At 38.0% G+C, this 24126-nt stretch carries 23 protein-coding genes, 1 pseudogene and 1 riboswitch; of the genes and pseudogenes, 12 read left to right on the top strand and 12 right to left on the bottom strand.

All coding sequences use genetic code 11. The annotated features are described in order from the left end of the window. Positions 1-71 precede the first annotated feature (71 nt). The 3 genes and pseudogenes from G8761_RS14550 to G8761_RS14540 all read right to left on the bottom strand — a co-directional run. Complete coding sequence (locus tag G8761_RS14550) at positions 72-275, bottom strand: hypothetical protein (protein WP_166027891.1); 204 nt, start codon at positions 273-275, stop codon at positions 72-74. A gap of 462 nt (positions 276-737) precedes the next feature. Then, a complete protein-coding gene (locus G8761_RS14545) occupies positions 738-1088 on the bottom strand; it encodes a DUF3939 domain-containing protein (RefSeq protein WP_166027889.1) in 351 nt (116 codons plus the stop codon). A gap of 47 nt (positions 1089-1135) precedes the next feature. After that, positions 1136-1429 (bottom strand): annotated as a pseudogene (locus G8761_RS14540) (F0F1 ATP synthase subunit A); the annotation flags it as partial. 519 nt (positions 1430-1948) lie between these two features. Between G8761_RS14540 and G8761_RS14535 the strand changes: the two are divergent. Both G8761_RS14535 and G8761_RS14530 read left to right on the top strand, forming a co-directional pair. Continuing rightward, a complete protein-coding gene (locus G8761_RS14535) occupies positions 1949-2647 on the top strand; it encodes a response regulator transcription factor (protein WP_166027887.1) in 699 nt (232 codons plus the stop codon). Continuing rightward, the gene (locus tag G8761_RS14530) at positions 2637-4055 is read left to right on the top strand and encodes a sensor histidine kinase (protein ID WP_166027885.1); all 1419 of its coding nucleotides are present in this window, start codon (positions 2637-2639) and stop codon (positions 4053-4055) included. The genes G8761_RS14535 and G8761_RS14530 overlap by 11 nt, the downstream gene beginning before the upstream one ends. 349 nt (positions 4056-4404) lie before the next feature. Here G8761_RS14530 and G8761_RS14525 read toward each other — a convergent pair whose 3' ends face one another. Continuing rightward, on the bottom strand, positions 4405-4701 hold the full coding sequence (locus G8761_RS14525) for a HesB/YadR/YfhF family protein (RefSeq protein WP_166027883.1): 297 nt from the start codon (positions 4699-4701) through the stop codon (positions 4405-4407). A 252-nt stretch (positions 4702-4953) separates the two neighbouring features. Between G8761_RS14525 and G8761_RS14520 the strand changes: the two genes are divergently transcribed. Beyond that, positions 4954-5304 (top strand): hypothetical protein, encoded by a 351-nt coding sequence (locus tag G8761_RS14520; protein ID WP_166027881.1) that lies wholly within the window; start codon positions 4954-4956, stop codon positions 5302-5304. Positions 5305-5463: 159 nt separating this feature from the next. On the opposite strand, the gene G8761_RS14515 is transcribed toward G8761_RS14520, so the two are convergent. The 4 genes from G8761_RS14515 to G8761_RS14500 form a co-directional block, all read right to left on the bottom strand. Further along, on the bottom strand, positions 5464-5649 hold the full coding sequence (locus tag G8761_RS14515) for a hypothetical protein (RefSeq protein WP_166027879.1): 186 nt from the start codon (positions 5647-5649) through the stop codon (positions 5464-5466). A gap of 127 nt (positions 5650-5776) precedes the next feature. Further along, positions 5777-7129: a hemolysin family protein gene (locus G8761_RS14510; protein WP_166027877.1), complete on the bottom strand. Its 1353-nt coding sequence runs from the start codon at positions 7127-7129 to the stop codon at positions 5777-5779. Between the two features lie 52 nt (positions 7130-7181). Next, positions 7182-7547: a MerR family transcriptional regulator gene (locus G8761_RS14505; protein WP_420800256.1), complete on the bottom strand. Its 366-nt coding sequence runs from the start codon at positions 7545-7547 to the stop codon at positions 7182-7184. 464 nt (positions 7548-8011) lie between these two features. Next, positions 8012-9334: a hemolysin family protein gene (locus G8761_RS14500; protein WP_166027875.1), complete on the bottom strand. Its 1323-nt coding sequence runs from the start codon at positions 9332-9334 to the stop codon at positions 8012-8014. Positions 9335-9548: 214 nt separating this feature from the next. Here G8761_RS14500 and G8761_RS14495 point away from each other — a divergent pair, with 214 nt between their 5' ends. Together G8761_RS14495 and G8761_RS14490 are read left to right on the top strand one after the other, a co-directional pair. Next, a complete protein-coding gene (locus G8761_RS14495; RefSeq protein ID WP_166027873.1) occupies positions 9549-10025 on the top strand; it encodes a hypothetical protein in 477 nt (158 codons plus the stop codon). Further along, a complete protein-coding gene (locus G8761_RS14490) occupies positions 10012-10506 on the top strand; it encodes a hypothetical protein (protein ID WP_166027871.1) in 495 nt (164 codons plus the stop codon). Before G8761_RS14495 ends, G8761_RS14490 begins: the two co-directional genes overlap by 14 nt. Here G8761_RS14490 and G8761_RS14485 read toward each other — a convergent pair. Beyond that, positions 10503-11045, bottom strand: coding sequence for a GNAT family N-acetyltransferase (locus G8761_RS14485; protein WP_166027869.1), 543 nt, complete (start codon positions 11043-11045; stop codon positions 10503-10505). The genes G8761_RS14490 and G8761_RS14485 overlap by 4 nt on opposite strands. Positions 11046-11064: 19 nt before the next feature. Then, positions 11065-12195 (bottom strand): histidine kinase N-terminal domain-containing protein, encoded by a 1131-nt coding sequence (locus tag G8761_RS14480; protein WP_166027867.1) that lies wholly within the window; start codon positions 12193-12195, stop codon positions 11065-11067. Between the two features lie 172 nt (positions 12196-12367). Further along, positions 12368-12473, top strand: a riboswitch (TPP riboswitch). A gap of 109 nt (positions 12474-12582) precedes the next feature. Here G8761_RS14480 and thiT point away from each other — a divergent pair. Next, the gene (gene thiT, locus G8761_RS14475; RefSeq protein ID WP_166027865.1) at positions 12583-13179 is read left to right on the top strand and encodes an energy-coupled thiamine transporter ThiT; all 597 of its coding nucleotides are present in this window, start codon (positions 12583-12585) and stop codon (positions 13177-13179) included. 65 nt (positions 13180-13244) lie between these two features. Here the strand turns inward: thiT and G8761_RS14470 are convergent, their stop codons facing one another. Further along, entirely contained in the window at positions 13245-15689 is a 2445-nt protein-coding gene (locus G8761_RS14470; protein WP_166027863.1) for a YhgE/Pip family protein, read from the bottom strand. Positions 15690-16180: 491 nt separating this feature from the next. Here G8761_RS14470 and G8761_RS14465 point away from each other — a divergent pair, with 491 nt between their 5' ends. The 5 genes from G8761_RS14465 (at position 16181) to G8761_RS14445 (ending at position 21550) form a co-directional block, all read left to right on the top strand. After that, positions 16181-16405, top strand: a complete 225-nt coding sequence (locus tag G8761_RS14465) for a FeoA family protein (protein WP_166027861.1) — start codon at positions 16181-16183, stop codon at positions 16403-16405. Further along, the gene (feoB, locus tag G8761_RS14460; RefSeq protein WP_166027859.1) at positions 16405-18408 is read left to right on the top strand and encodes a ferrous iron transport protein B; all 2004 of its coding nucleotides are present in this window, start codon (positions 16405-16407) and stop codon (positions 18406-18408) included. The genes G8761_RS14465 and feoB overlap by 1 nt, the downstream gene beginning before the upstream one ends. 48 nt (positions 18409-18456) lie before the next feature. Beyond that, the gene (locus tag G8761_RS14455; protein ID WP_166027857.1) at positions 18457-18609 is read left to right on the top strand and encodes a FeoB-associated Cys-rich membrane protein; all 153 of its coding nucleotides are present in this window, start codon (positions 18457-18459) and stop codon (positions 18607-18609) included. Between the two features lie 100 nt (positions 18610-18709). Then, the gene (locus G8761_RS14450; protein ID WP_166027855.1) at positions 18710-19174 is read left to right on the top strand and encodes a helix-turn-helix domain-containing protein; all 465 of its coding nucleotides are present in this window, start codon (positions 18710-18712) and stop codon (positions 19172-19174) included. Positions 19175-19486: 312 nt separating this feature from the next. Beyond that, the gene (locus tag G8761_RS14445; RefSeq protein WP_207789221.1) at positions 19487-21550 is read left to right on the top strand and encodes a transglycosylase domain-containing protein; all 2064 of its coding nucleotides are present in this window, start codon (positions 19487-19489) and stop codon (positions 21548-21550) included. A 502-nt stretch (positions 21551-22052) separates the two neighbouring features. Here G8761_RS14445 and G8761_RS14440 read toward each other — a convergent pair. After that, positions 22053-22379: an HPr family phosphocarrier protein gene (locus G8761_RS14440; protein ID WP_243450026.1), complete on the bottom strand. Its 327-nt coding sequence runs from the start codon at positions 22377-22379 to the stop codon at positions 22053-22055. Between the two features lie 196 nt (positions 22380-22575). Here G8761_RS14440 and iadA point away from each other — a divergent pair, with 196 nt between their 5' ends. Continuing rightward, complete coding sequence (iadA, locus tag G8761_RS14435; protein WP_166027853.1) at positions 22576-23751, top strand: beta-aspartyl-peptidase; 1176 nt, start codon at positions 22576-22578, stop codon at positions 23749-23751. The last annotated feature ends 375 nt before the right edge of the window (positions 23752-24126 follow it).

Genomic DNA, 24126 nt, shown 5'->3' with positions numbered 1-24126 from the left:
CTGCTAAGGATGTTGCGATTTTAGCCTTTCATCAGATCCCTAGTGACGTTTAATTGGAACTTCTGCTTTTCTTATATAGTGCCATTTATAAATGGCTGGTCTGAACTTAAACGAACAACCATTTCACTTAGTGCGATTGTAACAAGATCTTTTTCCGTGTATGTTTCTGCATCAAGAGGAGAAATACCGAGTGAATGACTACTTTGCGCCAGTCTTTCTCTGATTTGCTGGCACATCCAAAGGTGGTAGTCGGAAAGTTCGACTTGCTTGGCCATTAAAACCCCTCCTTTACACTTTATTTCCCCGCTTTTATTCAAACGCAAACGTATTGGATGTCCTTTAAAATGAACAAATTTGAGGTAAATTTTTCTTTATAGCGGATTTGCAGTTTCCAGACTTGAGGGTTCCAACGTTTATGAGCGTTGCTATTAAGAACAAAATACATCCTTTTTGGTGAAGTATTTCCGCATTTCTCAATGAAAGGCTCTGCTGTTTTGTATCTAGCTATGTTATTTAAACCGTCTTTCACTCAAAAAGGAAGATTCCGGACACAAAGGCCCCATTATTGCCGTTTTTAAAACGAAAAGTGATTATCTGTTTCTCCTTCTTAATAATGAACTTGGTCCATAATGGCTGTAATAGTTTGTGACATTGTTATAGTTTTTATAAGTTGTTTATTAGAGATGTCCCAATAAAATGAGGGTGCCATAATTATGTCACCCTCTGTTAGTTTATATTTAATGGTTTTGGGATTTTTTGGTTTTTTTATGTGAGACAAGACCATCAACATCTGTTATATAAAATTGGGTTTGAGGTTCTGTCTGAAGAAGGTGAGCCTGTAAGAGGTGAAAATTTACACGGCGGGATGGATCAAATTTTAACATTGGATATTGTTTGTGCTCTTTAATGTACTGGTCGACTGCTTGCTGGATAATATCCATTTCACGAGGAATATGTTTTTCTTCTTCCTCGAAAATATCATAGGTTTCCCTTGACATATAAAAATTTTTAGAAGGGATTCCGCCAAGCAAATGGCCAAGCAGTTTAAAATCAATGCTGTGATCATCTTGAATATTAAAGTGGTACAAAACTGTTCCATGATATTAATCACGAATAAAAATTTAAATGGCCTAAAATAACCAAGTATATAATGCTTAAATCCATGAAGGCGAATATCGATAAAATGAGTGTAAGCCATGATTATGATCTCAAGTGTCATAGTGACATGAGCATCAGCTGTGGGGGACTTCCACCATGAAATAGGATGCTCAATCCGGGTTACAAAGGTAAAAGGAAGACCTAGCAGTAGTATGTTGGAAATGAAGATAAACATTAGAAGTGCAATACCAGTGGATAAAATAAATAGGTTATCTGCCTTGCCTATGGCGCTTTTCATAATATCCTGCACATACTCTACAATCCACTCCATAAAATTTTGCCATTTTGCAGGTGTTTTAGAGAAAGATTTCTTACCGAAAGTAATGGTATGAGGAAAACAGCGCATGAAGCAAATGTGCTTGTGAGGATGATTGAAATGTCAAAGGTATGATTGAACCAGGTGAATAAGGGTCTTGAGTAATCCATCATATCCTTCCCCCTTCTATTAAAAGATGGGAAACAATTAATAAAGTGATTAAGCTGTAAATTGGTTTAAAAGTATTATTTGAATCCTATTTTCGTAATATAATATGTCTCTTCAATTATATTGTAACTAATTTCACAATTATTTACTATTTTTTGGAAAAAGATAGATTAGCACGATATAAACATTTAAAAGAAGCAAAAAGACTGGGCTTTTCATTTGCCTTTTGGCATATTCTTTATCGATTTTTATTTCCTCTGCATAACTATTGGAACATGATAAAATGGTAGTAAACATGGATGCAATTTAATAATGATAGCTATAATTGAGATAGATGTTAGTATAATCCGAAGGCAGGTTGCGTATATGAATATTTTAGTCATTGAGGATAATGAAAGTGTTTGTTCGATGCTGGAAATGTTTTTTATGAAAGAGGGATATAAAGGAGAGTTTGTCCATAATGGGCTCATGGGCTATGATCGATTTCGGGCAGGAAATTGGGATTTGCTGATTGTTGACTGGATGCTTCCAGGGATGGATGGGGTAAATCTTATTAAAAAGATAAGAGAGACCAGCAATGTACCAATTATTTTATTGACTGCTAAAGATAGTGAATCGGACCAGGTCCTTGGTTTAGAGATGGGAGCAGATGATTATGTAACGAAACCTTTCAGTCCCCTGACTTTGCTGGCCAGAATAAAAGCAGTTTCCCGCAGGTTTCAGCAGGATGTAAGGAATCAGGAGAACCATTATATCGAAACTGAGCATTTTAAAATCAGCAAGGAAACAAGGGAAGTTTATTTTAATGGGGAGAAAATGCCAAATCTCACTCCAAAGGAATTTGATTTGCTTTATTTTTTTATCCAGAATCCCCGCCAGGTTTTTTCGAGGGAACAGCTTCTCGATAAAGTATGGGGTTATCAATTTTACGGAGATGAAAGAACAGTAGACGTTCATGTGAAACGATTAAGAAAGAAAATTGGAAGCCCAACCCAGCCATTCATTCATACCATTTGGGGAATAGGCTATAAATTTGATGAATCGGTGATTGAAAATGAGGTTTAAATACCTGTATCAATTACTACTTAGCCATATCAGCGTATTGCTTATTGCGATTTTGCTACTGTGGCTTTTGTTTTCCAGCTTTGTCGAGCGTTTTATTTATGAAAATAAAGTGGACGAGCTAAATTCATTTGGGGTACAGATACTCCATGATCTTTCCGACCCTGCTCAGGCAAGTCCACAATTTTTAAAGCATTATAGTAATTTGCTGCAGGCAAGGAATATCAGGTTTTATTTATTTGATGCCAATAGCCGGGTAGTGAATTATAAAAATCAATCAACTCTGCTTGTAAAATTAACGGATAAAGAATGGGCACAAATTGAAAAAGGCCAGAGGATTATGGTCAAACGTGATTTGAAGAGGTTTGGACAGGAGGTCACTCTTGTAGCAATTCCTTATATGCAAGAAAAAATTTTTATAGGTGGGGTATTGCTTGTTTCTCCCATAAGTGGAACAAAGGAAACAATTGATGAAATTATTCAGTTTTTCTTCTATGCTGTTTTGGCAGCTCTGGCTGTGACTATACTGCTTAGCTGGTTTTTATCAAAGTTCCATGTAAAACGAATTGACAGGATTCGTCACGCTACATCCCTTATTGCGAGTGGGAATTACGATATTAATATTCCATCGAGTGAATTGGACGAAATAGGGGACCTTGCAAAGGACTTCAATGGAATGGCGGGCAGATTACTTTCATCTCAGGAAGAAATTGAAATGCTTGAAAATAGAAGAAGGCAGTTTATTGCAGATGTATCCCACGAGCTTAAAACACCCCTTACTACAATAGGAGGGCTTGTAACAGGCCTAAAAAATGATTTGATCCCATCGGGGGAAAAGGAAAGATGCCTCGAGCTTATTGAAAAGGAAACAAAACGTCTTTCAAGGCTGGTAAATGAAAATCTGGACTACGAAAAAATCCGTTCAAATCAGATTGTTTTAAATATTGAACCCATCCAAATTTCAGAGGTCTTTGAGATTATCAAGGAGCAGCTAGAAATGCAGGCTGATGAGAAAGGCAACAGTCTTAAAACAGAATCAGCTGAAGACTTGGTCGTTTACGCAGATTACGACAGACTTTTTCAAATTCTAATTAATATCACCAAGAATAGTATTCAGTTTACAGCAAATGGAGAAATCTATTTAAGGGCGCGTGAAGATGGTCCAAATACTATTATTGAAATAGAAGATACGGGTATTGGGATAAAACCGGAGGAAATCGAGTCGATCTGGGTGCGGTTTTATAAAGCAGATATTTCTCGAACAAGCAATCCTTACGGGGAATTTGGGCTTGGCCTTTCGATTGTCAAAAAACTAGTGGAGCTTCATAAAGGGACAATTGAAGTTTCAAGCGGAATCGGGCAGGGGACAAGATTCAAGATTAAGTTTCCACGCCATACACAGAATAATTGAAGAAGAAGGAGGCCCTTGAAGAAAGGCCCTCCTTTTATTTAAATTGATAGGAAACTATAAAGTTTTACCTTTTAAATTGTCTAGCGCCAGCGCCCAGCGGTTTTCAACCTTGAAAATCGTCTTAGAATATCTTGCATCAAGTATGACCGTAGGTGATACTTGGTGCAGCTAGTGTCCATCCCGCTTCTCCCTACGATAGGTCAACATCGAACTCAAGTGCTCCTGCGCCAAAGCTTTTTCAAAGAAGCTTATGTTCAGATCGTCGCAAAGCGGCATGATGTCTATCAGAGAAGCATTAACAGGAAGTTACTCATGGAGTTGCTTCGCTGAACGGGCGCTTGCGCTTTCCTTAATGAACTCCCTCATATTTTACTAGAAGCTCTTTTATTCTCTCATCATAGGATAAAGATGTATTGGTATCTTCAAAAAACCAGGTATCACTTCCCTCTATGTAAAAGGTAATGCCGTTCTGTTCGTGAATAAAGCATGCATTGGCAGGTACTTCAGCAGAAAAGGCCAGACTGTATCCTTTATGCTTTTCTCCAAAGCCGGCGTATTGCGGAAACATACGAATATAAAATGGTCTATTTATTCCAAACTCATCAGTAAACCAAACCAATGCCTTTTCATCAATGGAAATCAACATAGTGCGCACCAACCTTTATTAATTTTGAATTTCAAAAAAAACAATTCATCCTATAACCAAATGGTATAAGCAAACAAGTTTTTTCACTATGATTTTTTTCACACTTTCTGGTTGATTCCGAATAAGTAATAAAATGTTCAAATATAAAACGAAGTTCCTACACAAGTTGTGCTGATTTTGTAACATCTTCATAGTGTTTAAGATGTTAAAATTGGTTTAAAGAAAACACTATGCTATAAGGAGAATGCCATCATGGATCAAAAAGTTAATCAGCTGTGGGACAGCGTTCACGATATAAAAAGCTTAATAGAATCTTTTCATGCTACTTTAGAAAATATTGAAAACAGGCTTGCACGGCTTGAGAAGGTTGACAGTATCGAACACCGGGTTGCAGTAAACCAGATCGATTTATCAGATATTAAAGACTCTCTTCAAAGGATTGAAGAATTCCAGGCGAATGTTTCCAAAAGAGTTATAGAATCCGATGAGGAAGTTGGGGCAGGTGGTCCTGATGACGTTAGATATGCACACCGCCGTCTGGATTCTCATCTTGTTAAGATAGCAAAACTTGAAGAAGAAATTCTTATATTAAAATCTAAATAAAGAAAACTTGGCGATTGCCGGGCCTTTAGGTGAGAGGAGAGCCGTAATTGCGCTTATCTCTCTTAAAACGGTATATCTGTTCAAAATTTATGAATATAAATATTCTGATTAGCAAAAAAAAATCTTCCCCTTATTTAAAGGGGAAGACAGCATGCCAAGTTACTTTTTGAGCAGAGCTCTAATACCTAGATAAAGTATGGCAAATGCAAAAACTACGACAGCAACAATAGCTATAATGGAAATAAGATGGCCTAAACCGGAAACCAAACCAATGCCGCCGGCAACTTTTAATAGTGCAAGACCTGCAAGGATACAAGCCAAGTATAAATATGCCAGTTGATTCATTTTTATCCCCTCCTTGTGAATAAACTATTCATTCGTAGTGAAAAATGACTGGTCTTTTGACTATTCATAAAAAGTTCATTTATAAATAGATAAAAACCCAGACCGATTTCTTTGGTCTGGGTTTTAGTTAGAAGAGAACCTCTGATTCTGTCAGGGGAATCTTCTGGGCGGAAGGCTCGCCGCCTTCTGCCATTTTTGATACTTCCAAATATTTTATATGGTGTTCTTCCATTTCAAGAATTTTAAAGGTGTAGGATTCATGCTGAATGTTGTCGCCTTCCTTAGCCTCGTAATTCTCTGTCAGAATCCACCCGCCTATTGTATCAATATCTTCATCATTAATTTCAATCCCTAGCAAGTCATTGATTTCGGTTACTAAAACTTTTGAATCGATAATGTAATGGTTGTCTTTAATTTTCCTAATCATTGGAATCTCATCCATATCAAACTCATCGCGAATTTCTCCAACAATCTCTTCTAGGATATCCTCTACTGTTACTAGACCGGAGGTTCCGCCATATTCATCCATTAAAATAGCCATATGGACTCTGTCCTTCTGCATTTTTACAAGAAGGTCATGAATAGGAATAGTTTCAATTACCCTTATTATCGGCCGTGTATAGCTTTCAAGTGTCTGGGATGACAGATTCTCATTACCAATAAGATCTGTCATCATTTCCTTAATATTTACAAGGCCAATAATATGGTCCTTATCTCCATCAATAATTGGATAACGTGTGAATTTCTCTTCTCTCAGCACTTTGAGGAAGGTTTCGAGCGTATCATCCTTTGATAAAGAAACCATTTCAGTTCTCGGAACCATTATTTCTTTAGCTATTCTGTTATCGAATTCAAAAATTTTATTTACATACTTAAACTCTGATTGGTTAATTTCACCACTTTTATAGCTTTCAGACAAAATGATTCGAAGTTCTTCTTCACTGTGTGCCAATTCATTCTCTGATACCGGCTTTAACCCGAAAATACCTGCTGTAAGGCGGGCTGAACCGTTCAGTGCCCAAATAAATGGGTACATCACTTTGTAAAATAGAATAAGAGGCTTTGACATGTAAAGAGTAATTGATTCTGCTTTCTGGATGGCCAATGTTTTAGGAGCTAATTCCCCGACAACTACATGGAGAAAGGTAATAGCAGCAAAAGCAATTGTAAATGATAGCACCTTAGCTACACCTTCCGGAATATTCACCCCGCTAAACAGGGGGTGAAGCATATCCTCGATGGTTGGTTCTCCAAGCCAGCCGAGGCCAAGAGCAGTAAGGGTAATACCTAATTGGCATGCCGATAGATATTCATCCAAATTGGTTACTACTTTTTTCGCAGAAATAGCAGATGTCCTGCCTTCCTCAATCAGCTGATCAATTCTAGAACTTCTCACCTTAACAATCGCAAATTCGGATGCGACAAAAAAAGCTGTTAAAGCAATTAAAATGGCTATTAAAACCAAGTTAAATATGTCCAATAAGTTTCCTTATCCCGCTAAAAGTCGGGTAAGGAGTCACCTCCCAGTGTAATCAAAAGTTAACCGTGAGATTCAAAAGAGATTTTATCAGGGCAGTTCCCTGCAGGTTTATGGTTTTTTCAAAATCTTCCTTTAGCTGTTGATCCATCTTTTCGATCAATGGTAATAATACAGATAAATCTTCGTGCAGCTGTTTCATCTGCTGGCTGACAGCACTGATATGTTTTTCCACTTCGGATTCACGGATTTTCTTTGCTCTCTTTATATCTAACTTTCTCTTAATCTCGTCCAATGGATAATGCAATACCTTGCAGTCCTCAATAAACTTTAAATCGGCTAATGCCTCTTCAGAATATACACGGTAATTGGACTTGGACCGCTCTGCATTCAGCAAACCAATCGATGTATAATAATCAATTGTGCGCTTTGAAACACTTGCGATACACGCTAATTCGCCGATACGATAGAATACCCCATCATATCACCTCTATATTAAAATTAAGAATAATTATAAAGAAATAAAAGTATACAGTCAAACGTTGCAGTTAGAAACTGTGTTATTTAAAACATTTTATGGAAATGCATAAAAACTTATGTAGGCTGAATAAAAAATATTTTTAAGGAGTATGCAAAAAAAGTATATGTTAACTTTTACCAAACAACCGATAGCACAAGATAAGCATCCATGAATTTCACTGCACGAAGTTATGCCATGCCATAATTGAGGATAATGGGGCATTTCCCAGGATTCTCCTGTCTTCCGCTCCGATCAACAAATACAAAGGTTTCACACGGCTAAGCCAAAAGAAGGAGAGTATGCGGATAAAAAAGCTGATCCCAAAACCGCAAATCAATGGTTTTTAGGATCAGCTTAACGGTTAACTATTGATCTTTAATTTGCTGGTGCACTGCTGGAATTTTCTTTACTTCAACATAAAGAATATGATGGCCTTCAATTTCTTTAATTTGAAAAATAAACCCATCCCGCTCAAGCGATTCTCCTTCTTGAACATCAAATTTCTGTGTCAAAATCCAGCCGGCAATTGTATCCACTTCTTCTTCTTCAAGGGATATTCCTAATAAATCATTCACTTCGGTTATCAATACTTTTCCCTCGAGAATGTAGTGCCCTTCACCCTTTTTTTGAATTAAAGGGAGCTCATCAAGATCAAACTCATCACGAATTTCGCCTACTATTTCTTCCAGGATGTCCTCAACTGTAACTAGTCCTGCGGTACCGCCGTACTCATCAGATAGGATAGCCATATGTGACCTGCTTTTTTGCAAACGTACAAGTAATTCCTGGATGGGAATATTCTCAATAACGTGGATGACAGGTTTTATATATGGTACAAGAGGCTGATCACCTTCACACTTTTGCTGCATACAGTCTGTTAGTACCTCTTTTACATTCACAATACCGAGAATATTATCCTTGTCACCTTCAATAACTGGATATCTTGTATATCTTTCTTCCTTGATGATGTCGAAAATTTCTTCCATGGTCATGTCTTTTGTCAGAGCGATAATCTCTGTGCGCGGGACCATAATTTCCTTGGCAATCCGGTTATCGAATTCGAAGATCTTATTCACATAGCTGAATTCGGACTGGTTGATTTCTCCGCTTTTATAACTCTCAGATAAGATCATCCTTAATTCCTCTTCAGTATGGGACACATCAAGCTCTGAAGAGGGCTTTAATCCAAAAATTCCCGTTACCGCTCTCGACGAATGGTTCAGTATCCAGATAAAAGGATACATGATTCTGTAAAACCAAATAAGTGGAGGAGCAAATGAAAGAATAATCTGTTCAGCTTTCTGAATCGCAAAAGTTTTCGGAGAAAGCTCACCAATAACAACATTAAAAAAAGTAATGATCGCAAAAGCTAAGATAAAAGATATGATATGTTTTATTGATCCCTGAAGTTCAATTTTATTAAACAAGGGGTTTAGCATTTTCTGAATCGTAGGTTCACCTAGCCACCCTAAGATTAGTGATGTAATGGTTATGCCTACTTGAGTAGCAGATAAATATCCATCCAGATTCATTAGTATTTTTTTTGCTTTTGTAGCTTTTCTGTTTCCTTCCGAAATTAATTGTTCAATTCTTGTAGTCCGGACTCTAATCATTGCAAATTCTGAGGAAACAAAAAAAGCAGTCAATGCTATTAAAATTGCGATAATCATAATATTTGTTAATATCATCCAATACCTTACAAAATCCTGTAAGGACGCACCTCCATTCCCAAAACCTCGATTTCCACTATTATACCCCTAAGTTACATTTTCTACTTTTTTGGGGCTTTGAAACATTTTTAGAGAAATTTCTTCTTTTTATATCTCATATTTGTCTCCCTTTACCGGGTAAAAGGTTAGAACAAGGAAATAATAATCAAAAAAATAAAAGGATGCAGACCTCATGACTGTATTTATTTTTACTTTATTTGCCTTAATACTGGGTGCTGTATACAATTATCAAAAAAAGAACATTCCTCTTATAGGAAATTTAATTGTTTTTTTCATTGTATCTATGCTTTTGATGAACGGAAGCACGATTCTTTGGCTGAATCTAAATTTTATAAAGGTTTCGGTATCAATCGAGAAATATATTGCATTTGTTATATCCAGAAACATTGTTTTACCGTTATTGTCTTTGATATGGCTTAATTTAAATGAAATCGCTAAGACCTTTCAAAGGAAAGTCATTATATTTATTATGACTCTTTTGGTTTCGATGGGAATTGAAATTCTTCAGAAGCTCTTAGGAATGTTAATTTATAATAAATGGAATCCAATCCTTTCAGTCATGCTGTTCTGTGTAAATTTAATTATATCGTTTTATGTATGGAAAATAGTAAAAAGGCAAGAAAGGGTGAAGGGTGTTGGTTCTGTATGACCAGTCATTTGATGCAAACGAAATTTTTGTTCTGCTGGTAACAGTCATTGGCTATTTGGCCGTCTATTTGGCCAGAATACAATTCTCCTTCAATATGCTGCTATTATCCCTGCTATTCGGGATATACACAGGCTTCTTTTTTGACCATACTATCAGCTTGTATCCCATGAACTATTATGATGTAAATGAGGTCTCGAAGTTTGAGGTTTTTGATTTTATTTCGTATATAATGTATGGACCATTTTCATACTTTTTTATATATTTATGGGAAAAGCTTCAACTGCAAACACGCCACACTGTTGCATATATACTTTGTTGGTCTTTATTTGGAATTTTGACGGAAAATGGAGCCCATAGATTGGGGCTTTATCATTACAAAGGTGGGTATTCTATTCTTTATTCTTTTACTTTTTATCCAATTGTCCAGCTAATATGGCTGAATGTATATTGGAAACTAAAAAAAGAGCCGGCCGCAAATTAATGCAGCCAATCTCTTGATAACATTCCGTATATAACCAGATTATGATAGCGCCCATACAGCTGTTCTCCATCTCGAATCAGGCCTTCTGTTTTAAATCCCAGCCTTTCAGGAATGGCACGGCTTTTAATGTTATTTTCGCCGCAGCGGATTTCCACCCGGTTTAGTCCAAGATCATAAAATATATAGTTTAACACTCCATGTACAGCTCTTGTCATAATTCCATGACCCTGAAACTTTTGACCAAGGTAATAACCAATGCTGGTTTGCCGGTTATGCCAATCAATTTGGTGGAGGCCCAAAGAGCCTGCCAGTTCTCCTTTATATACAATCCCAGCGTTAAACCCATTATTTTCGGCGAATTGTTTAAGCCACATTGGGATAATTCCGTGATATTGGAATGAGGAGGTCATACCATCCACCCAAGGCAGCCAATCCCTTAGATAGGTTCTATTTTCATCTACAAGTCTATACAATTTTTGTGAATCATGAATTTGAAATAATTGAAGTTCAATGTCCTGATCAATTTTCAAGGTAAACATTACAGAATAACTCCTTTAATCAAGTATCTAGTGCTATCGGAAGGATAATAGAAAAAGCTGTATTCTTCGGCAAGGATTTGCAGTAAAGTTCACCCTTATGTTTTTCGATAATTTCTTTGCACACAAATAGTCCGAGCCCCGTCCCCAACTTTTTTGTTGTGAAGAATGGTTCAAAAATTGTTTTTTGTATTTCCTCGGGTATCATTGGACCATTATTTGAGACCGTTATTTTGACGCTTGTCTCATCAAATGATTCCGATACAATTCCAATTAAGGGATTTTCACTGCCCTGGTGGCCGAGTACATCAATGGCATTAAAGATAATATTAATGAATACTTGCCTTATTTCATCCGCATATCCATATAGCTGAGGGTCACCAGCCAACTTTTTATCAATTTTAACTTTCCCATCCAGGATACTTGGATATAGAAAATTTAAAACTTCCTCAATTAAGGTATTCAGACTGAAATAACTCTTTTCTTTGCCAATCAGTTCCTTTTTTGATAGAAGAAGAAACTGTGAAATGCGGAAATTCAATTGTCCCAATTCATTCGAAATGATATCCAGATATTTCATATCAGGAAAGTCTGATTTTAACAGCTGAATGAATCCCTGAATGGATGTAAGTGGATTACGAAATTCATGAATGAAACTGGATGTCATTTGACCAAGGAGGGTAAGCCTGTCCTGATGTGTAGAGTCAATATACTTGGTTTTTTCCTCTATTATTTTATTTTTTTCCTCGGTATAGTGGGAAACGGCAAAGTAAAGGAATTTGTCAAAGCAGAAATTGATTAAATTAATTGCTTCCTGCATGTCGCTCCAGTCCAGTTCAGCTTTGGAAAGATAGCTGTACAGTACACTTCTGCCAAGATTAACGTTATAAACAAATTCCCCGATATTGATATTAGCTTCTGCACGCTCTAAAGATACGCTTGTAGCCAGATATTCTATGTATTCCAACAGTTCTTCCTGGGTCATTTTAAAAACCATTAACACCAAATTGAAAAGGGACTCGCCATTAGCGAGTATTTTGTCCCTAAAAGGATCCTCATCCGAAACAATAATAGATTTGTCCCAATCGTATAAAAGCTGTTTTTTCTGGCTTTTAAAAAAATTGAGTAAAGCCTCTTTTTTTTGAGTTAGCATGTTGGTCCTCCTATCGGGATAAATGAAAGCGGGCTTTAGATGAAATAATTCGATAGGATGGAGCAGAATTCCTTCAAAATAAAATCGTCCAATTTGCATGTTTTGCATAATCCATGTTTTTCCTTGTCGGAGATGATAAAAAGTAGTATAGTCGAAAAAGAATTAAATTTAATATTTCCACAGGGGGAGCTGCAAAAGCGGCTGAGAGTGAATGTTCGAGTTCTGACCCTATGAACCTGTTAGTTAACGCTAGCGTAGGGATGTGGTTTGAGGATATAGGCAATGCAGGGTCCCCAACCGTCCTGGATTGCTTTTTGCATTCCACTTTTATGCGGAGCAATAGCCAATAGGGAAAGACACTCTCCAAATTAAAAGGGGGAAAAGGTTTTGAATCAAAAAAGCAAAACATTGTTTTTAGTGGAGGTTGCAGTTTTTACAGCACTTGCTTATTTACTGGACCTGGCATCAGGATTTATTTTTTCTAGAATTTGGCCGCAGGGAGGATCTGTATCAATTGCAATGGTTCCTATTTTTCTAATGGCCTACCGCTGGGGAACCAAAGGCGGGGTGTTGACTGGCTTTTTATTAGGGCTGCTTCAATTAATTTTAGGGTTTTCGACCGTTGTTCATCCTATACAGGGATTCCTTGATTATATCCTGGCTTTTGCAACAGTTGGCCTTGCTGGATTAGTTGCTGCTGGCTTAAAGCAGTCATTGGCACAGAATCGAAAAGGGCAGTGGATGACGCTTGCAGTTGTCGGTGCGTTTATCGGAAGCTTGTTAAGATTTATCTGCCATTTTATTTCAGGTATCGTGTTTTTCGGCTCCTATGCACCAAAAGGCCAGCCGGTAGCACTTTATTCATTAATATATAACGGCACCTATATGCTGGCAAGCTTTGTTATCAGCGCAATTCTAGTAATTCTTGTTATTAGCGCAGCACCAAGAACCATGCTCTATCGTTCAGCTAAGAAAGAGTTTTAATAAGCTGAAAAAAGCCCTCATTCCATATGGAAGAGGGCTTTTTTATACTTATTTAAAAGAATAATTTAAACAGCGATGTCCGCCTGATGTGGCTGTTCCTTGGATTTTAATAAGAAAACAGCTGCTGAAAGCACCATAAATAATACAAAGAAGCCGAGCAGAATCGCAATGTTTCCAAAAGCTGCCCCTGAGTCATTAAGTGAAATAATCGACTTAAATCCTTCTATTGTATAAGTAAATGGAAGGTACGAGCTCAGGTTACGGAGATTTTCAGGCAGCATATCGATTGGGAGGTTAGCCCCAGTTGTAGAAAGCTGCAACACTACGAATGCAAGAGCAATGAATCTTCCGGCATTCCCCAACGATGCAAAGAATAAAATAATTCCTGAAAATATGATACTTACAATTACAGCAAATAAAACAAAAGCCACAGGGTTATCTACATTCATTCCTAAAAAGCCAAGGACAACTAGTGATAATAGAAGGGCTTGTCCTACCGCAAGAACCGAAAGATTTAAGAATTTAGCTCCAAACCAGCTGAGTGCGGAAACTTCTTCAGGCCTTCTGAAATTAATAAATAATGATAAAACCAGAATTCCAACAAATAAAGCTAAAGATAAAACATAAGGTGCAGTTGAATCCCGGTAGTGCGGATACTTATGAACCGTGCTTCCAGCCAGTTTAACAGGTGACGCAAACATTTTTATATTTTGATCATCTGCTTTAATGGCACTAGTTTTTTGCGCACCATCCTTCAGTCCGGAGGCGAGCTGGTTTGACCCATCATCAAGCTTGGCAGCTCCATCATTTAACTGTGTAACACCTGTTGTCATGTCACCCCAGCCTTTATTAACAGAGGCATTTCCATCGCTAACCTGAACCATGCCATCATGGATTTGTATAGCCCCAGCCGACAGGTCATGCCATCCCTTATCAACAGAAGCGTTTCCAGCAGAAATCTGAGCGGCTCCAATATCAAGCTTTGTTACTCCAACAGTCATATCACCCCAGCCTGTTTGGACGGCCTTTGTTCCATCGGCGATTTGAGTAGTGCCACCGTGAAGAAGTGTAACTTGATCAATCATTGTATTCCAGCCTGTCGCAAGGTCCGCTGTGCCTTTTTGAAGGGCAGGGGCGCTTGCTACCAGTAATGTAGCTCCATCATCAATATTTTTTTGTCCTGCAGCCATAAGATTAATTCCATCGATAAGGGAATTTTTGGGATCTGGTACTTTGTTTTCTGTGAATGCAGCAGATATTAATGCTGCCCCTGTTTTTAATTCCACAAGTTTAGGGGCGTTGTTGTTTGCCTCGTTAATCATAGTATTGACCGCACCAATAATCTGAATATAGTCTGTGTCACTTTCCAATTTATTCGAGGTTTTATAAGCCTCCAACAGTTGCAAAAGTCCCTGTAATCCGCCCCTTAACTTTTCTGACTTTTCTGCTACTTCGCTTGCTCCTTTCGACACCCCTAATGTTCCAGGACCAATTTTCTTTTTAATTGAATCCTGGGCAGCTGTAAGGCCTGCCAGTATTGTTGAAGTGCCAGCTTTTAGAATTGGTGCATTTTCTGCTAGGCTCTTCCCGCCTGCAGCAAGCTGCTGAACGCCAGGCTGTCCAGCTTTTAGAGCAGCAAGCAATTTTCCTGTACCATCATTAGCAGCAGCTGATCCTTGAGCTAAACGGGTAATGTCGCCGGATTTACTGTTTAAAGAGGAAAGGAGAAGTCCAGTTCCACTTTTTAATTCTTTGGAACCGCTTGCAAGTTTGGTTATATCACTTTGCTTGGAGGATAAAGAACTCGCCATCTCCGCAGTTCCTGCCTCAAGCTCTTTTGAACCGTCTGCAAGTTTTTTAATATCAGCTGATTTTTCTGTCAGTGAATCCAGCATCTGGCCAGTTCCATCATGAAGCTGAACGGTACCGTCATGCAGTTGAGCAGAGCCATCCGCAGCTGTTTTAAACCCATTTGCTACATCACCAAGATTTGCAAAAATATTCTTTACGTATTTCTCAGTAATTTTATTAGCAAGCTGTTCGCGGATACTTTCTGTTGCACTTTTAGTTACCTGTGCAGCCATGAAATTAAGACCTTCATTTTGAGTGAATTTAAGCTCCAGGTTTTTTGGGTTTGGTTCAAGTACAGTGGTTACTCTCTTAGAAAAATCCTTTGGAATTTCAATAATCATATAATACTTAAAATTATCAAGTCCGGATCGAGCTTCGTCTGAATCAACAAATTCCCAGCGCAAATCCTTGCCTTTTTTCAGATCAGCGACCAGGTCATTTCCTACATTAATTTTCTCATCGCCTGACATAGCACCTTCATCGTTGTTTACTACTGCTACTGGCAGGTTGGAAAGATTGTCATACGGACTCCATGTGGGAGAGAGAAGAATTCCGCCGTACACAACAGGGATCAGCAGAGCAGCTATAACAGACAGTAACACCCCTTTTTTTACTGCAAGTTTAGCTAATTCACTCCAAAATAAGCTAAAAACATTCAATTCATAATACCCCCTTTGTTTTTTGTTGAGAAAAAATGAATGACTATTCATTTTTCGCTCGATTTATATAATTCTACAAAAATGGTAAAAAATCCTTTAATTTACAGAAAATAAAAAATATTATAAATATTATTTTAGAATAATACTATTTACCTATGTATTGGATTGAGAATGGAAGTAGCTTTTTCTTAAACTTAGGCTTCGTTAAAAAGCAGTTTTGATTTTTATATGTGTTGATTGTAGAGCAAGATCACGAGACTCCTGCGGGAAGCGAGTGGCTTGGAGAAAATCCACAAGTAAGATTAACAGCGACTGAATTTAAAAGCCAAAAAAAACGAGTAAGAAAGTAAATATGTCAAACTTATAAACTTTTATCCTTTCTCAGCATATTCAAAGGAATTTCCCTTAATATTGCTTTTACATTTTTTTAGTTTTAGTGTTAAAATAACTACATAGTAAAGATAATCATTCTCAATTAAAGGGTGATAAACATGTTTGGTCATTTGAAAGCTGGAGAAAAAGCAAAGATCATTAATATCTCTCATGTAGGTCACCTTGTTAAAAGGCGTTTACTTGATTTAGGTATCACAGAGGGAACAGAGGTCTGTGTAAAATGTGTCATGCCTTTTGGGGGCCCCATCATGATTGAATCCTGCGGGCAGTGTGTTGGCATACGCCGTAAAGAAGCAGATTGTATTGAAGTGGAGCGGTTATAATGGAAGTTGCTTTAATAGGAAACCCCAATACTGGTAAAACTTCATTGTTTAATAACTTAACAGGGTCCTATGAATATGTCGGCAACTGGAGCGGCGTAACTGTAGAAAAAAAAGTAGGACTTTTTAAAAATAATATTGGCAAATTAATTGATTTACCGGGAGTTTATACTTTAAATCCCCTTTCAAAGGATGAAGGTGTGGTTACATCCTTCTTTTTAAATGAAAAGTTTGATCGATTATTAAATATATTGGATGCCTCGCAGCTCGAGCGTAATTTGCATTTAACTCTGCAATTGCTTGAATATGGAAAGCCTGCTCTAATTGGGCTTAATATGGTCGATGTAGCGGCAAGCCGAGGAATTAATATAGATATAGATAAGTTTTCCCATCTGGTTGGCGTAAAAGTGGTGCCGGTTGTAGCCAGAAGCGGTAAAGGCTGTGACCAGCTGGTTAATGTCATTTCCGATGAGAAGGAGACTTTAGAACGAAAAATCCTTGTTTACTATGGAAAAGATGTGGAGGACACCATTTTATTAACAGCAGGTGAATTAGAGGGGAAAACCAATCATTCACCAAGATGGCTGGCGCTTCAATGGTTTGAAGGTAACAAATATGTAGAAGAATATCTTCGTACTATCATTAATCCGCAAAAAATGGAAGCTCTCCTTAATGATGTTACAGAAAAAGTAAAAGTTAAAGAAGGCGGAAAGTCACTGCCTCATTTTATCTATTTAAAGAGAAAAATGGTTATTGAAAATATTTTGACTGAATCGGTCAGTAAGAAAAAAGCTGGAACTCCACTAACCGAAAAGATAGATAGCCTGGTAACAAACCGTTATCTTGGAATGCCTATTTTTCTGGCCTTAATGTATGTGATGTTTATGCTCACTTTTGACTGGCTTGGAACTCCTTTGGCTGATCTGCTAGATAAATTGCTCACAGGTCCTGTAACAAATGCAATTGAAAAATCACTGTCAGTTGTGGGAGCTTCTCCTTTTATCCATGACCTAATTATCCAGGGGCTTGTTGCTGGTGTAGGAGGAGTACTAGTCTTTGTACCGCAAATATTTATCCTATTCTTCTTCATATCACTTTTAGAAGACTCAGGTTATATGGCAAGGGTTGCTCTCGTTATGGACAGGATTATGGAATCTGTCGGATTAAACGGTAAAGCCTTTATTCCAATGATGATTGGCTTTGGCTGTAATGTACCGGGGATTATGGCTGCAAGGACGATCGAGACACCAAGGGAACGGCTGTTAACCATATTGCTCACTCCGCTCATGTCCTGTTCTGCTAGACTTCCGGTTTATGCCTTATTTGTCGGAGCCTTTTTTCAGGGACAAAAAGCTCTAGTGGTTTTAAGCTTATATGTACTGGGAATTGTCGTAGCTCTTATTCTAGCTAAAGTTTTTTCTTCAACTATCTTAAAGTCAGAAACATCTTTGTTTGTGATCGAGCTTCCGCCGTACAGACTGCCACAGTTTCAGGCACTTAGAAGAAGTACTTGGGATAAAGGGAAAGGCTTTGTTAGGAAAGCCGGAACATTTATTTTTGCAGGTTCTGTTTTTATCTGGGTGTTATCGTATGCCGGTCCTGGCGGATTAAAAGTGGATATGGATCATAGCTTCCTTGCAGCTATTGGTGGAGTGCTTGCGCCTCTGCTCGCACCGCTTGGCTTTGGTACTTGGCAGGCAGGCGCGTCTCTATTAACAGGCTTTTTGGCAAAAGAATCTATTATCTCCACAATGAATATCATTTATTTTGTTCCTAAGGGTGAAAACCTTCAGGGATTATTATCAAACTACTATACACCTCTAGCGGCTTATAGCTTTATGGTATTCATTCTTCTGTATATTCCATGTTTGGCAACAACAGCGACTATATACAAAGAAACATCATCCAAGAAATGGACTGCTTTCTCCATTTTATATGCCCTGGCAATAGCCTATTTACTGGCAGGAATTGTTTATCAGGGCGGAAAAATGTTTGGACTTGTGTAAGGGTAATTTCCCAAAAGCAGTCATTGATAAGAGAAAGGTGTGGTATTTATGATAGCGAATATTATAATTGGCGGTGCCATCTTTAGTTATGCCAGCTGGGCTTTTGTCCGGTTTATCAATAAATCTAAAAAAGGCAAATGCGCGGCTTGCTCTCTTTCGAAAAATTGCTCTAGCCAGTGCAGTTCCTTTGAAAGTAAATAAATTAGTAAACAGCTGTTTCTTGTGAACAGCTGTTTTTCTTTTAAAAAAGTTTATTTTTGTGTAAAATTTCACTATACCACCATTGAAGGAAGGGTTCTTAGTGACCAGGGATGAAATTATCAAGAAGATGTCTGAAAAACTTCGCCTTATTCGTTTGGAAGCTGGATATACCCAGGATAGGATGGCGGAAATTATAGGCGTTTCAAAAAAGACTCTCGTACAAATTGAGAAAGGGAGAGTTCTGGCTGGGTGGTCTACGGTAGTCTCCGCCTGTGCCCTGTTTAGGGAGTCCGATACCGTTCAATTCCTTTTTGGAAATGAACCAATTGAGGTCCTTGAAACAGTCGCACGTGAAGGTATTGATGTAAAAAAACAAAAGACAATGGGCGGAAGAGTATGGTGGAAGGAAGTAACCAGAGAAAATGGATATGTCCTTCAGCAAAATATTTTAAGTAAACATTTTAGAATTCTTGATGAGGGTCACTACAGAATATTCAGCAGTTTTGATGAAGAATATTCTAAAGTGCGTTTGCAGGAGCTCGCTGGAAAAAACAACATGCTGTAAACGGGAAGAACATCTATCCTTTTTTTATTGGATGGAGTAGCCCTTAACATAAACCCCCACAAAACCAATGTGATTTACGAATTTTTTTCTATAGAACAGAAGGTAAAGACATTCTAACATCTAGCAGGCAGCCAGGATTTCAGCAACAAAATAAATGACTTAAGACCTTTGAATCAATGGGATGAGTTTCCGGTTCAAAGGTTTTTATTTTTGTGGCGGCGGCATAAACTATCCCGAGTGTAAAGTCCACGAAGTATGGGTAAATAGTACATCTTAGAAAAATTAGGCAGATTTTTGTTTCAGGGGGAAGAAATGAGGACATTAATGTTTGGCGGATTAATTAAGAATTGGAAAAAATGGCATATGAACCAGGTTATGATACTATTGCTTGCAACGATTATCCTAGCCTTTTTATGGTTTTTGCATGGCTTTTCTAAGGATACAGATATTACTGCATTAAAGAATGAACTATCTCAGCCTACCGTGCTGTATGATGTAAATGGAAAAAAGGCCAGTATTATCTCAGGATCAAAGCATGAAGGAGTATCAATCCGGCAGGTGCCAAAGTCCATGAAGGATGCGGTAGTAGCGATTGAGGACCACCGTTTTTATGAGCATGGCGGAGTAGACTACAAGGGGATTTTTAGAGCCTTCTTTAAAAATGCCGTGGCAGGAGAAGTGGTGGAAGGGGGAAGCACCCTTACCCAGCAGCTCGCCAAAAATACATTGCTTACGTCGAATAGAACTTATAAACGCAAACTTGAGGAATTCTTTTTAGCAAAAAAAATAGAAGGAAAATACAGCAAGGATGAGATCCTTCAAATGTACTTTAACAAAATTTATTTTGGCAAAGGTGCATGGGGGCTAAAAAATGCCTCCCTAAAATATTTTGGCAAAGAGGTTAAAGATTTATCCATTAGCGAATCTGCTTTGCTTGCAGGTATTATCAAAGCTCCATCTGCTTTAAATCCATACGACCATTTGCATCAAGCCATTGACCGAAGAAATGTTGTTCTTGCTGCAATGAAAAACCAAGGCTTTATTACTAGCGGTCAATTTAAAAAGGCGGAGGCTGAAAAGGTAGTTCTGAAGGATGGCGGAGCAGACCCTTATTGGGGAAGATATCCATATTATGTTGACCAGGTTTTTGAGGAGGCTATTAAAGAGTATGGATTATCACAAAAGAAGCTGTTAGAAGGCGGATACGAGATTTATACTGAAATGGATCCTGGGATGCAGGCTTCAGCAGAAGAAACCTATAAAAATGATTCCTTATTTCCACAAGGAAATGGCCGTCTTGTTCAAAGCGGATCGGTAATTATGGACCCTCATTCTGGAGGAGTAAGGGCTCTTGTTGGGGGGAGGGGGGAACACACCTTTAGAGGTTATAATAGGGCAACCCAGTTACAAGCGCAGCCAGGATCCTCCTTTAAACCGATTGCTGTTTACTCTCCAGCTCTGGAAGAAGGCTGGAATATTACGGATAGGCTAAAAGATGAACCTATGAAATTTGGAAACTATGAACCAAAGAATTATAACCATCAGAATCTTGGTGAGGTACCGATGTACGATGCTGTCAAAGAATCCATGAATGTACCAGCGGTCTGGCTTTTAAATGAAATTGGGATCAAAAAAGGCCTGGATTCAATTAAACGTTTCGGAATTCCCCTTGATAAAGAAGACCGTAATTTATCGATTGCACTAGGGGGACTTCATAGGGGCGTATCACCAATGATAATGGCAGAGGCTTTTTCCGTTTTTCCGAATCAGGGAGAACGAATTCCTGCGCATTTAATAAGAAAAATTGTAGATTCAAATGGTAATAAAGTAGCAGTTTGGAAAAAGAAAGAGATAAAGGTAACATCGAAATCCGTGACGGACAAAATGAATACCCTTCTTCTGGGTGTGGTTGAAGAAGGTACAGGAAAAGGTGCTCAGGTTCCGGGTTATGAAATTGCCGGCAAAACAGGTTCCACCCAAGTTCCGATCAAAGGAATCAATGGTGTAAAGGACCAATGGTTTGTGGGGTATTCTCCCAATCTAGTAGGAGCTGTTTGGGTGGGGTATGATAAAACAGACAGCACGCACTATCTTACCACAACAAGCAGTGAGGGAGCAGCAAAGGTTTTCCAGCAGGTTATGTCCGAGGCTCTAAAAAATACTAATCCAGAAAGCTTTAATGTTCAGCACATTGGAACATTAATGGAACAAAAGAGACAGGAAGAATTGTTAAAGCAGCAGCAGGTCCAGCAAAATAGCCTGCAGGAGCAGTTTAATGAGGCTGAGAAAAAGTGGGAAGATAAAATAAGGAAACAACAAGAGAAATGGCAAAAGAAAGGGAAAGGCCATGGAAAAGGTAAAGGTCATGGCCATTAAGAAAAAGGGAGTATCTTAAAGGATACTCCCTTTTTAGTGTACCTATATGGGTATTAAGAAAGGCACAGGTCCTGAATGATGTTCTATTTCTAAAAAAATCATAGTTTTATAGCTGTCTTTTGTAAATTAAGGGGTAAAACTAACTAAAAAACCTACCTCAAGCATAAATCTCCTCTTTTTTTAACTAAAGTACCCCCGCTCCCAGTATAAAACGCTTTCGTTTATCCATCTAATGCACGATTTCAAGGAAGAAATGCACGAAATTTAGAAAAGAATGCACGATTTCAAGGAAGAAATGCACGAAATTTAGATAAGAATGCACGATTATAACCAAGGAATGCACGTCTTTCATTTGCATATGCCCGGTTCTTTAGTGAAATGCCCGAATTCATCGGTATATGCCCGTCTTTATGCTGAAGTGCCTAGATAAACCATGAACTGCCAATGACCCAACAAACATAATAAAAGCCCCGGAATTCCTACCCGAGGCTTACTTTACAATCTATACCTGAAACGTTTCTGTAGTATTTAAGAATCGCTTTTGAGAAATTTTAAGAACAGAAACATGACCCATACAAATGCTGCTAATAAGATCAAGGTGTTCCTGAACATTTTCACCTTCAACGATAATTTTCAATGTAGATTTTGTTTTGCAAGTTAATAAGAACGAAACAAGCTTTGTGAGATTTGTGGCATCCACTGCTTTATGGTTACTATATAGAAAGGTAGATCCATTATATTGTTTGGAAGCTTGAAAGATTTCAAGCATTTTCTTCATAGTGAACTTGTTTCGAACGATGACATTAGTTGAAATAATTTCTTTCATCATTCTATTCTCCTTTGTCCTATTAGACTAGATATTTTGTTGTTTGATGCTATTTATTTACCCAGCAGGAGAATGATTAAACCCTTTTAAAGTAAAACGGGTATTTATCTAAAGAGTTAGGATTTTCAAATTATGTTAATTGACTTATATTAATTGTATATTGAATTGAAAAATTATTTGGTGAAAGGGTGTCTCCTCCTTGTTAACACTTATTCTGAATGGTGAAATTTACGCTCCTCATTATCTTGGGAAAAAGGATTTATTAATCGTTGATGAGAAAATAGGGTATATCTCAGACCAAATTAATTTACCTGAAAACTTTGTAGACATTAAAGTGGTTAATGCAGAAGGCAAATTAATTGTGCCCGGCTTTATTGATTCACATGTTCATATTACGGGTGGCGGCGGTGAAGGAAGCTTTCGCACACGTACACCTGAAATCCAACTGACAGATGCCACTCTTGCAGGAATTACCACATTAGTTGGAGTTCTTGGTACAGATGGTACAACCAGAACAATGACAAATCTGATTGCAAAAGCCCGAGGTCTTGAAGAAGAAGGAATTACTTGTTATGTACATACAGGCTCCTATCAGGTGCCACTAAAAACACTTACTGGAAAAATTGAAGACGATATCATCCTTGTTGATAAAATAATTGGCGCTGGTGAGGTAGCCATTGCTGATCATCGTTCTTCTCAGCCTACTGCTGAGGAAATGGCGAAGATTGCATCAGCCGCAAGGATTGGCGGACTTCTTTCTGGAAAAGCAGGGATCGTGAATGTGCATGTAGGAGATAGTTTTGATCACTTAAAGGTAATCGAAGAGGTAGTTGAGAAAACTGATATCCCTATCCGTCAATTTCATCCTACCCATATAAACCGTAATCCGCATCTTTTTGAAGAAGGGATCCGCTTTGCAAAAAAAGGGGGCTATGTTGATTTTACAACCAGTTCCATTCCCAATTTTTTTGAAGAGGGCGAAATTAAGTGCAGTATAGGACTAAGAAGAATGCTTGATATGCATATTGATATATCCCAAATAACCTTTACTTCAGACGGACAGGCAAGCCTTCCCGACTTTGATGAATTCGGAGAACTTATTGGACTGAAGGTAGGAAGTGTTGCTACTCTCTTTCAGGAGGTAAGGGACGCGGTCCTTGAAGAGTCTATTCCACTTGAAATAGCATTACGAGTTATTACACAAAATCCAGCAACTATCTTAAAGTTAAACCAAAAGGGAATGATTGTGGAAGGTAAGAATGCAGATCTTGTATTTCTAAATAAAGAAGACTACTCCATTCATTCCGTATTGGCCCGGGGAAAATTAATGGTTGAAGACGGAAAAGCAATTGTAAAGGGAACATTTGAAAAGTAAAGGGCTGCTCCATACGCAACTCTTTCTTTCTATAAGGACCTTATGTGTTAAAAAATCAGTTATGTGCTTTAAAATAGCCAGAACTCTATCGGAAGGCAAAGAATCGACGGAGCCAAGACGCGAGACTCCTCGGAAATCCTCAATTATCCTTTAGCAAATTTTCGTGCGATGTGAATTCCTGGGATGCTTTCCTAGTGATATCGCATTTCCATCGTGCATGGTCGATTTCAAGGGTGCTATTCAAGGTCCTGAGGAAAAAGCGGTTCAAGGGAGACCCCGCAGCACCTTTAGCTGAACTCAATATACCTTTTTTTAAAAAAACTGAACGAAATTAATTTTAATCCGTCTTATTAATAGAGAGAAAAAGGAAGCGGG

This window comes from Neobacillus terrae (genome assembly GCF_011393025.1).
GTDB lineage: Bacteria > Bacillota > Bacilli > Bacillales > Cytobacillaceae > Neobacillus_A > Neobacillus_A terrae.
The sequence above is the reverse complement of the archived record's forward strand: the minus strand, read 5'-3'. Positions and strand labels throughout refer to the sequence as shown.

Excerpts from the sequence above, each read along its gene's own strand:
- G8761_RS14550 (WP_166027891.1), bottom strand. The coding sequence starts at position 275 with ATGGCCAAGCAAGTCGAACTTTCCGACTACCACCTTTGGATGTGCCAG.
- G8761_RS14535 (WP_166027887.1), top strand. The coding sequence starts at position 1,949 with ATGAATATTTTAGTCATTGAGGATAATGAAAGTGTTTGTTCGATGCTG.
- G8761_RS14530 (WP_166027885.1), top strand. The coding sequence starts at position 2,637 with ATGAGGTTTAAATACCTGTATCAATTACTACTTAGCCATATCAGCGTA.
- G8761_RS14525 (WP_166027883.1), bottom strand. The coding sequence starts at position 4,701 with ATGTTGATTTCCATTGATGAAAAGGCATTGGTTTGGTTTACTGATGAG.
- G8761_RS14520 (WP_166027881.1), top strand. The coding sequence starts at position 4,954 with ATGGATCAAAAAGTTAATCAGCTGTGGGACAGCGTTCACGATATAAAA.
- G8761_RS14515 (WP_166027879.1), bottom strand. The coding sequence starts at position 5,649 with ATGAATCAACTGGCATATTTATACTTGGCTTGTATCCTTGCAGGTCTT.
- G8761_RS14500 (WP_166027875.1), bottom strand. The coding sequence starts at position 9,334 with ATGATATTAACAAATATTATGATTATCGCAATTTTAATAGCATTGACT.
- G8761_RS14495 (WP_166027873.1), top strand. The coding sequence starts at position 9,549 with ATGACTGTATTTATTTTTACTTTATTTGCCTTAATACTGGGTGCTGTA.
- G8761_RS14485 (WP_166027869.1), bottom strand. The coding sequence starts at position 11,045 with ATGTTTACCTTGAAAATTGATCAGGACATTGAACTTCAATTATTTCAA.
- G8761_RS14480 (WP_166027867.1), bottom strand. The coding sequence starts at position 12,195 with ATGCTAACTCAAAAAAAAGAGGCTTTACTCAATTTTTTTAAAAGCCAG.
- G8761_RS14465 (WP_166027861.1), top strand. The coding sequence starts at position 16,181 with ATGTTTGGTCATTTGAAAGCTGGAGAAAAAGCAAAGATCATTAATATC.
- feoB (WP_166027859.1), top strand. The coding sequence starts at position 16,405 with ATGGAAGTTGCTTTAATAGGAAACCCCAATACTGGTAAAACTTCATTG.
- G8761_RS14455 (WP_166027857.1), top strand. The coding sequence starts at position 18,457 with ATGATAGCGAATATTATAATTGGCGGTGCCATCTTTAGTTATGCCAGC.
- G8761_RS14445 (WP_207789221.1), top strand. The coding sequence starts at position 19,487 with ATGAGGACATTAATGTTTGGCGGATTAATTAAGAATTGGAAAAAATGG.
- G8761_RS14440 (WP_243450026.1), bottom strand. The coding sequence starts at position 22,379 with ATGATGAAAGAAATTATTTCAACTAATGTCATCGTTCGAAACAAGTTC.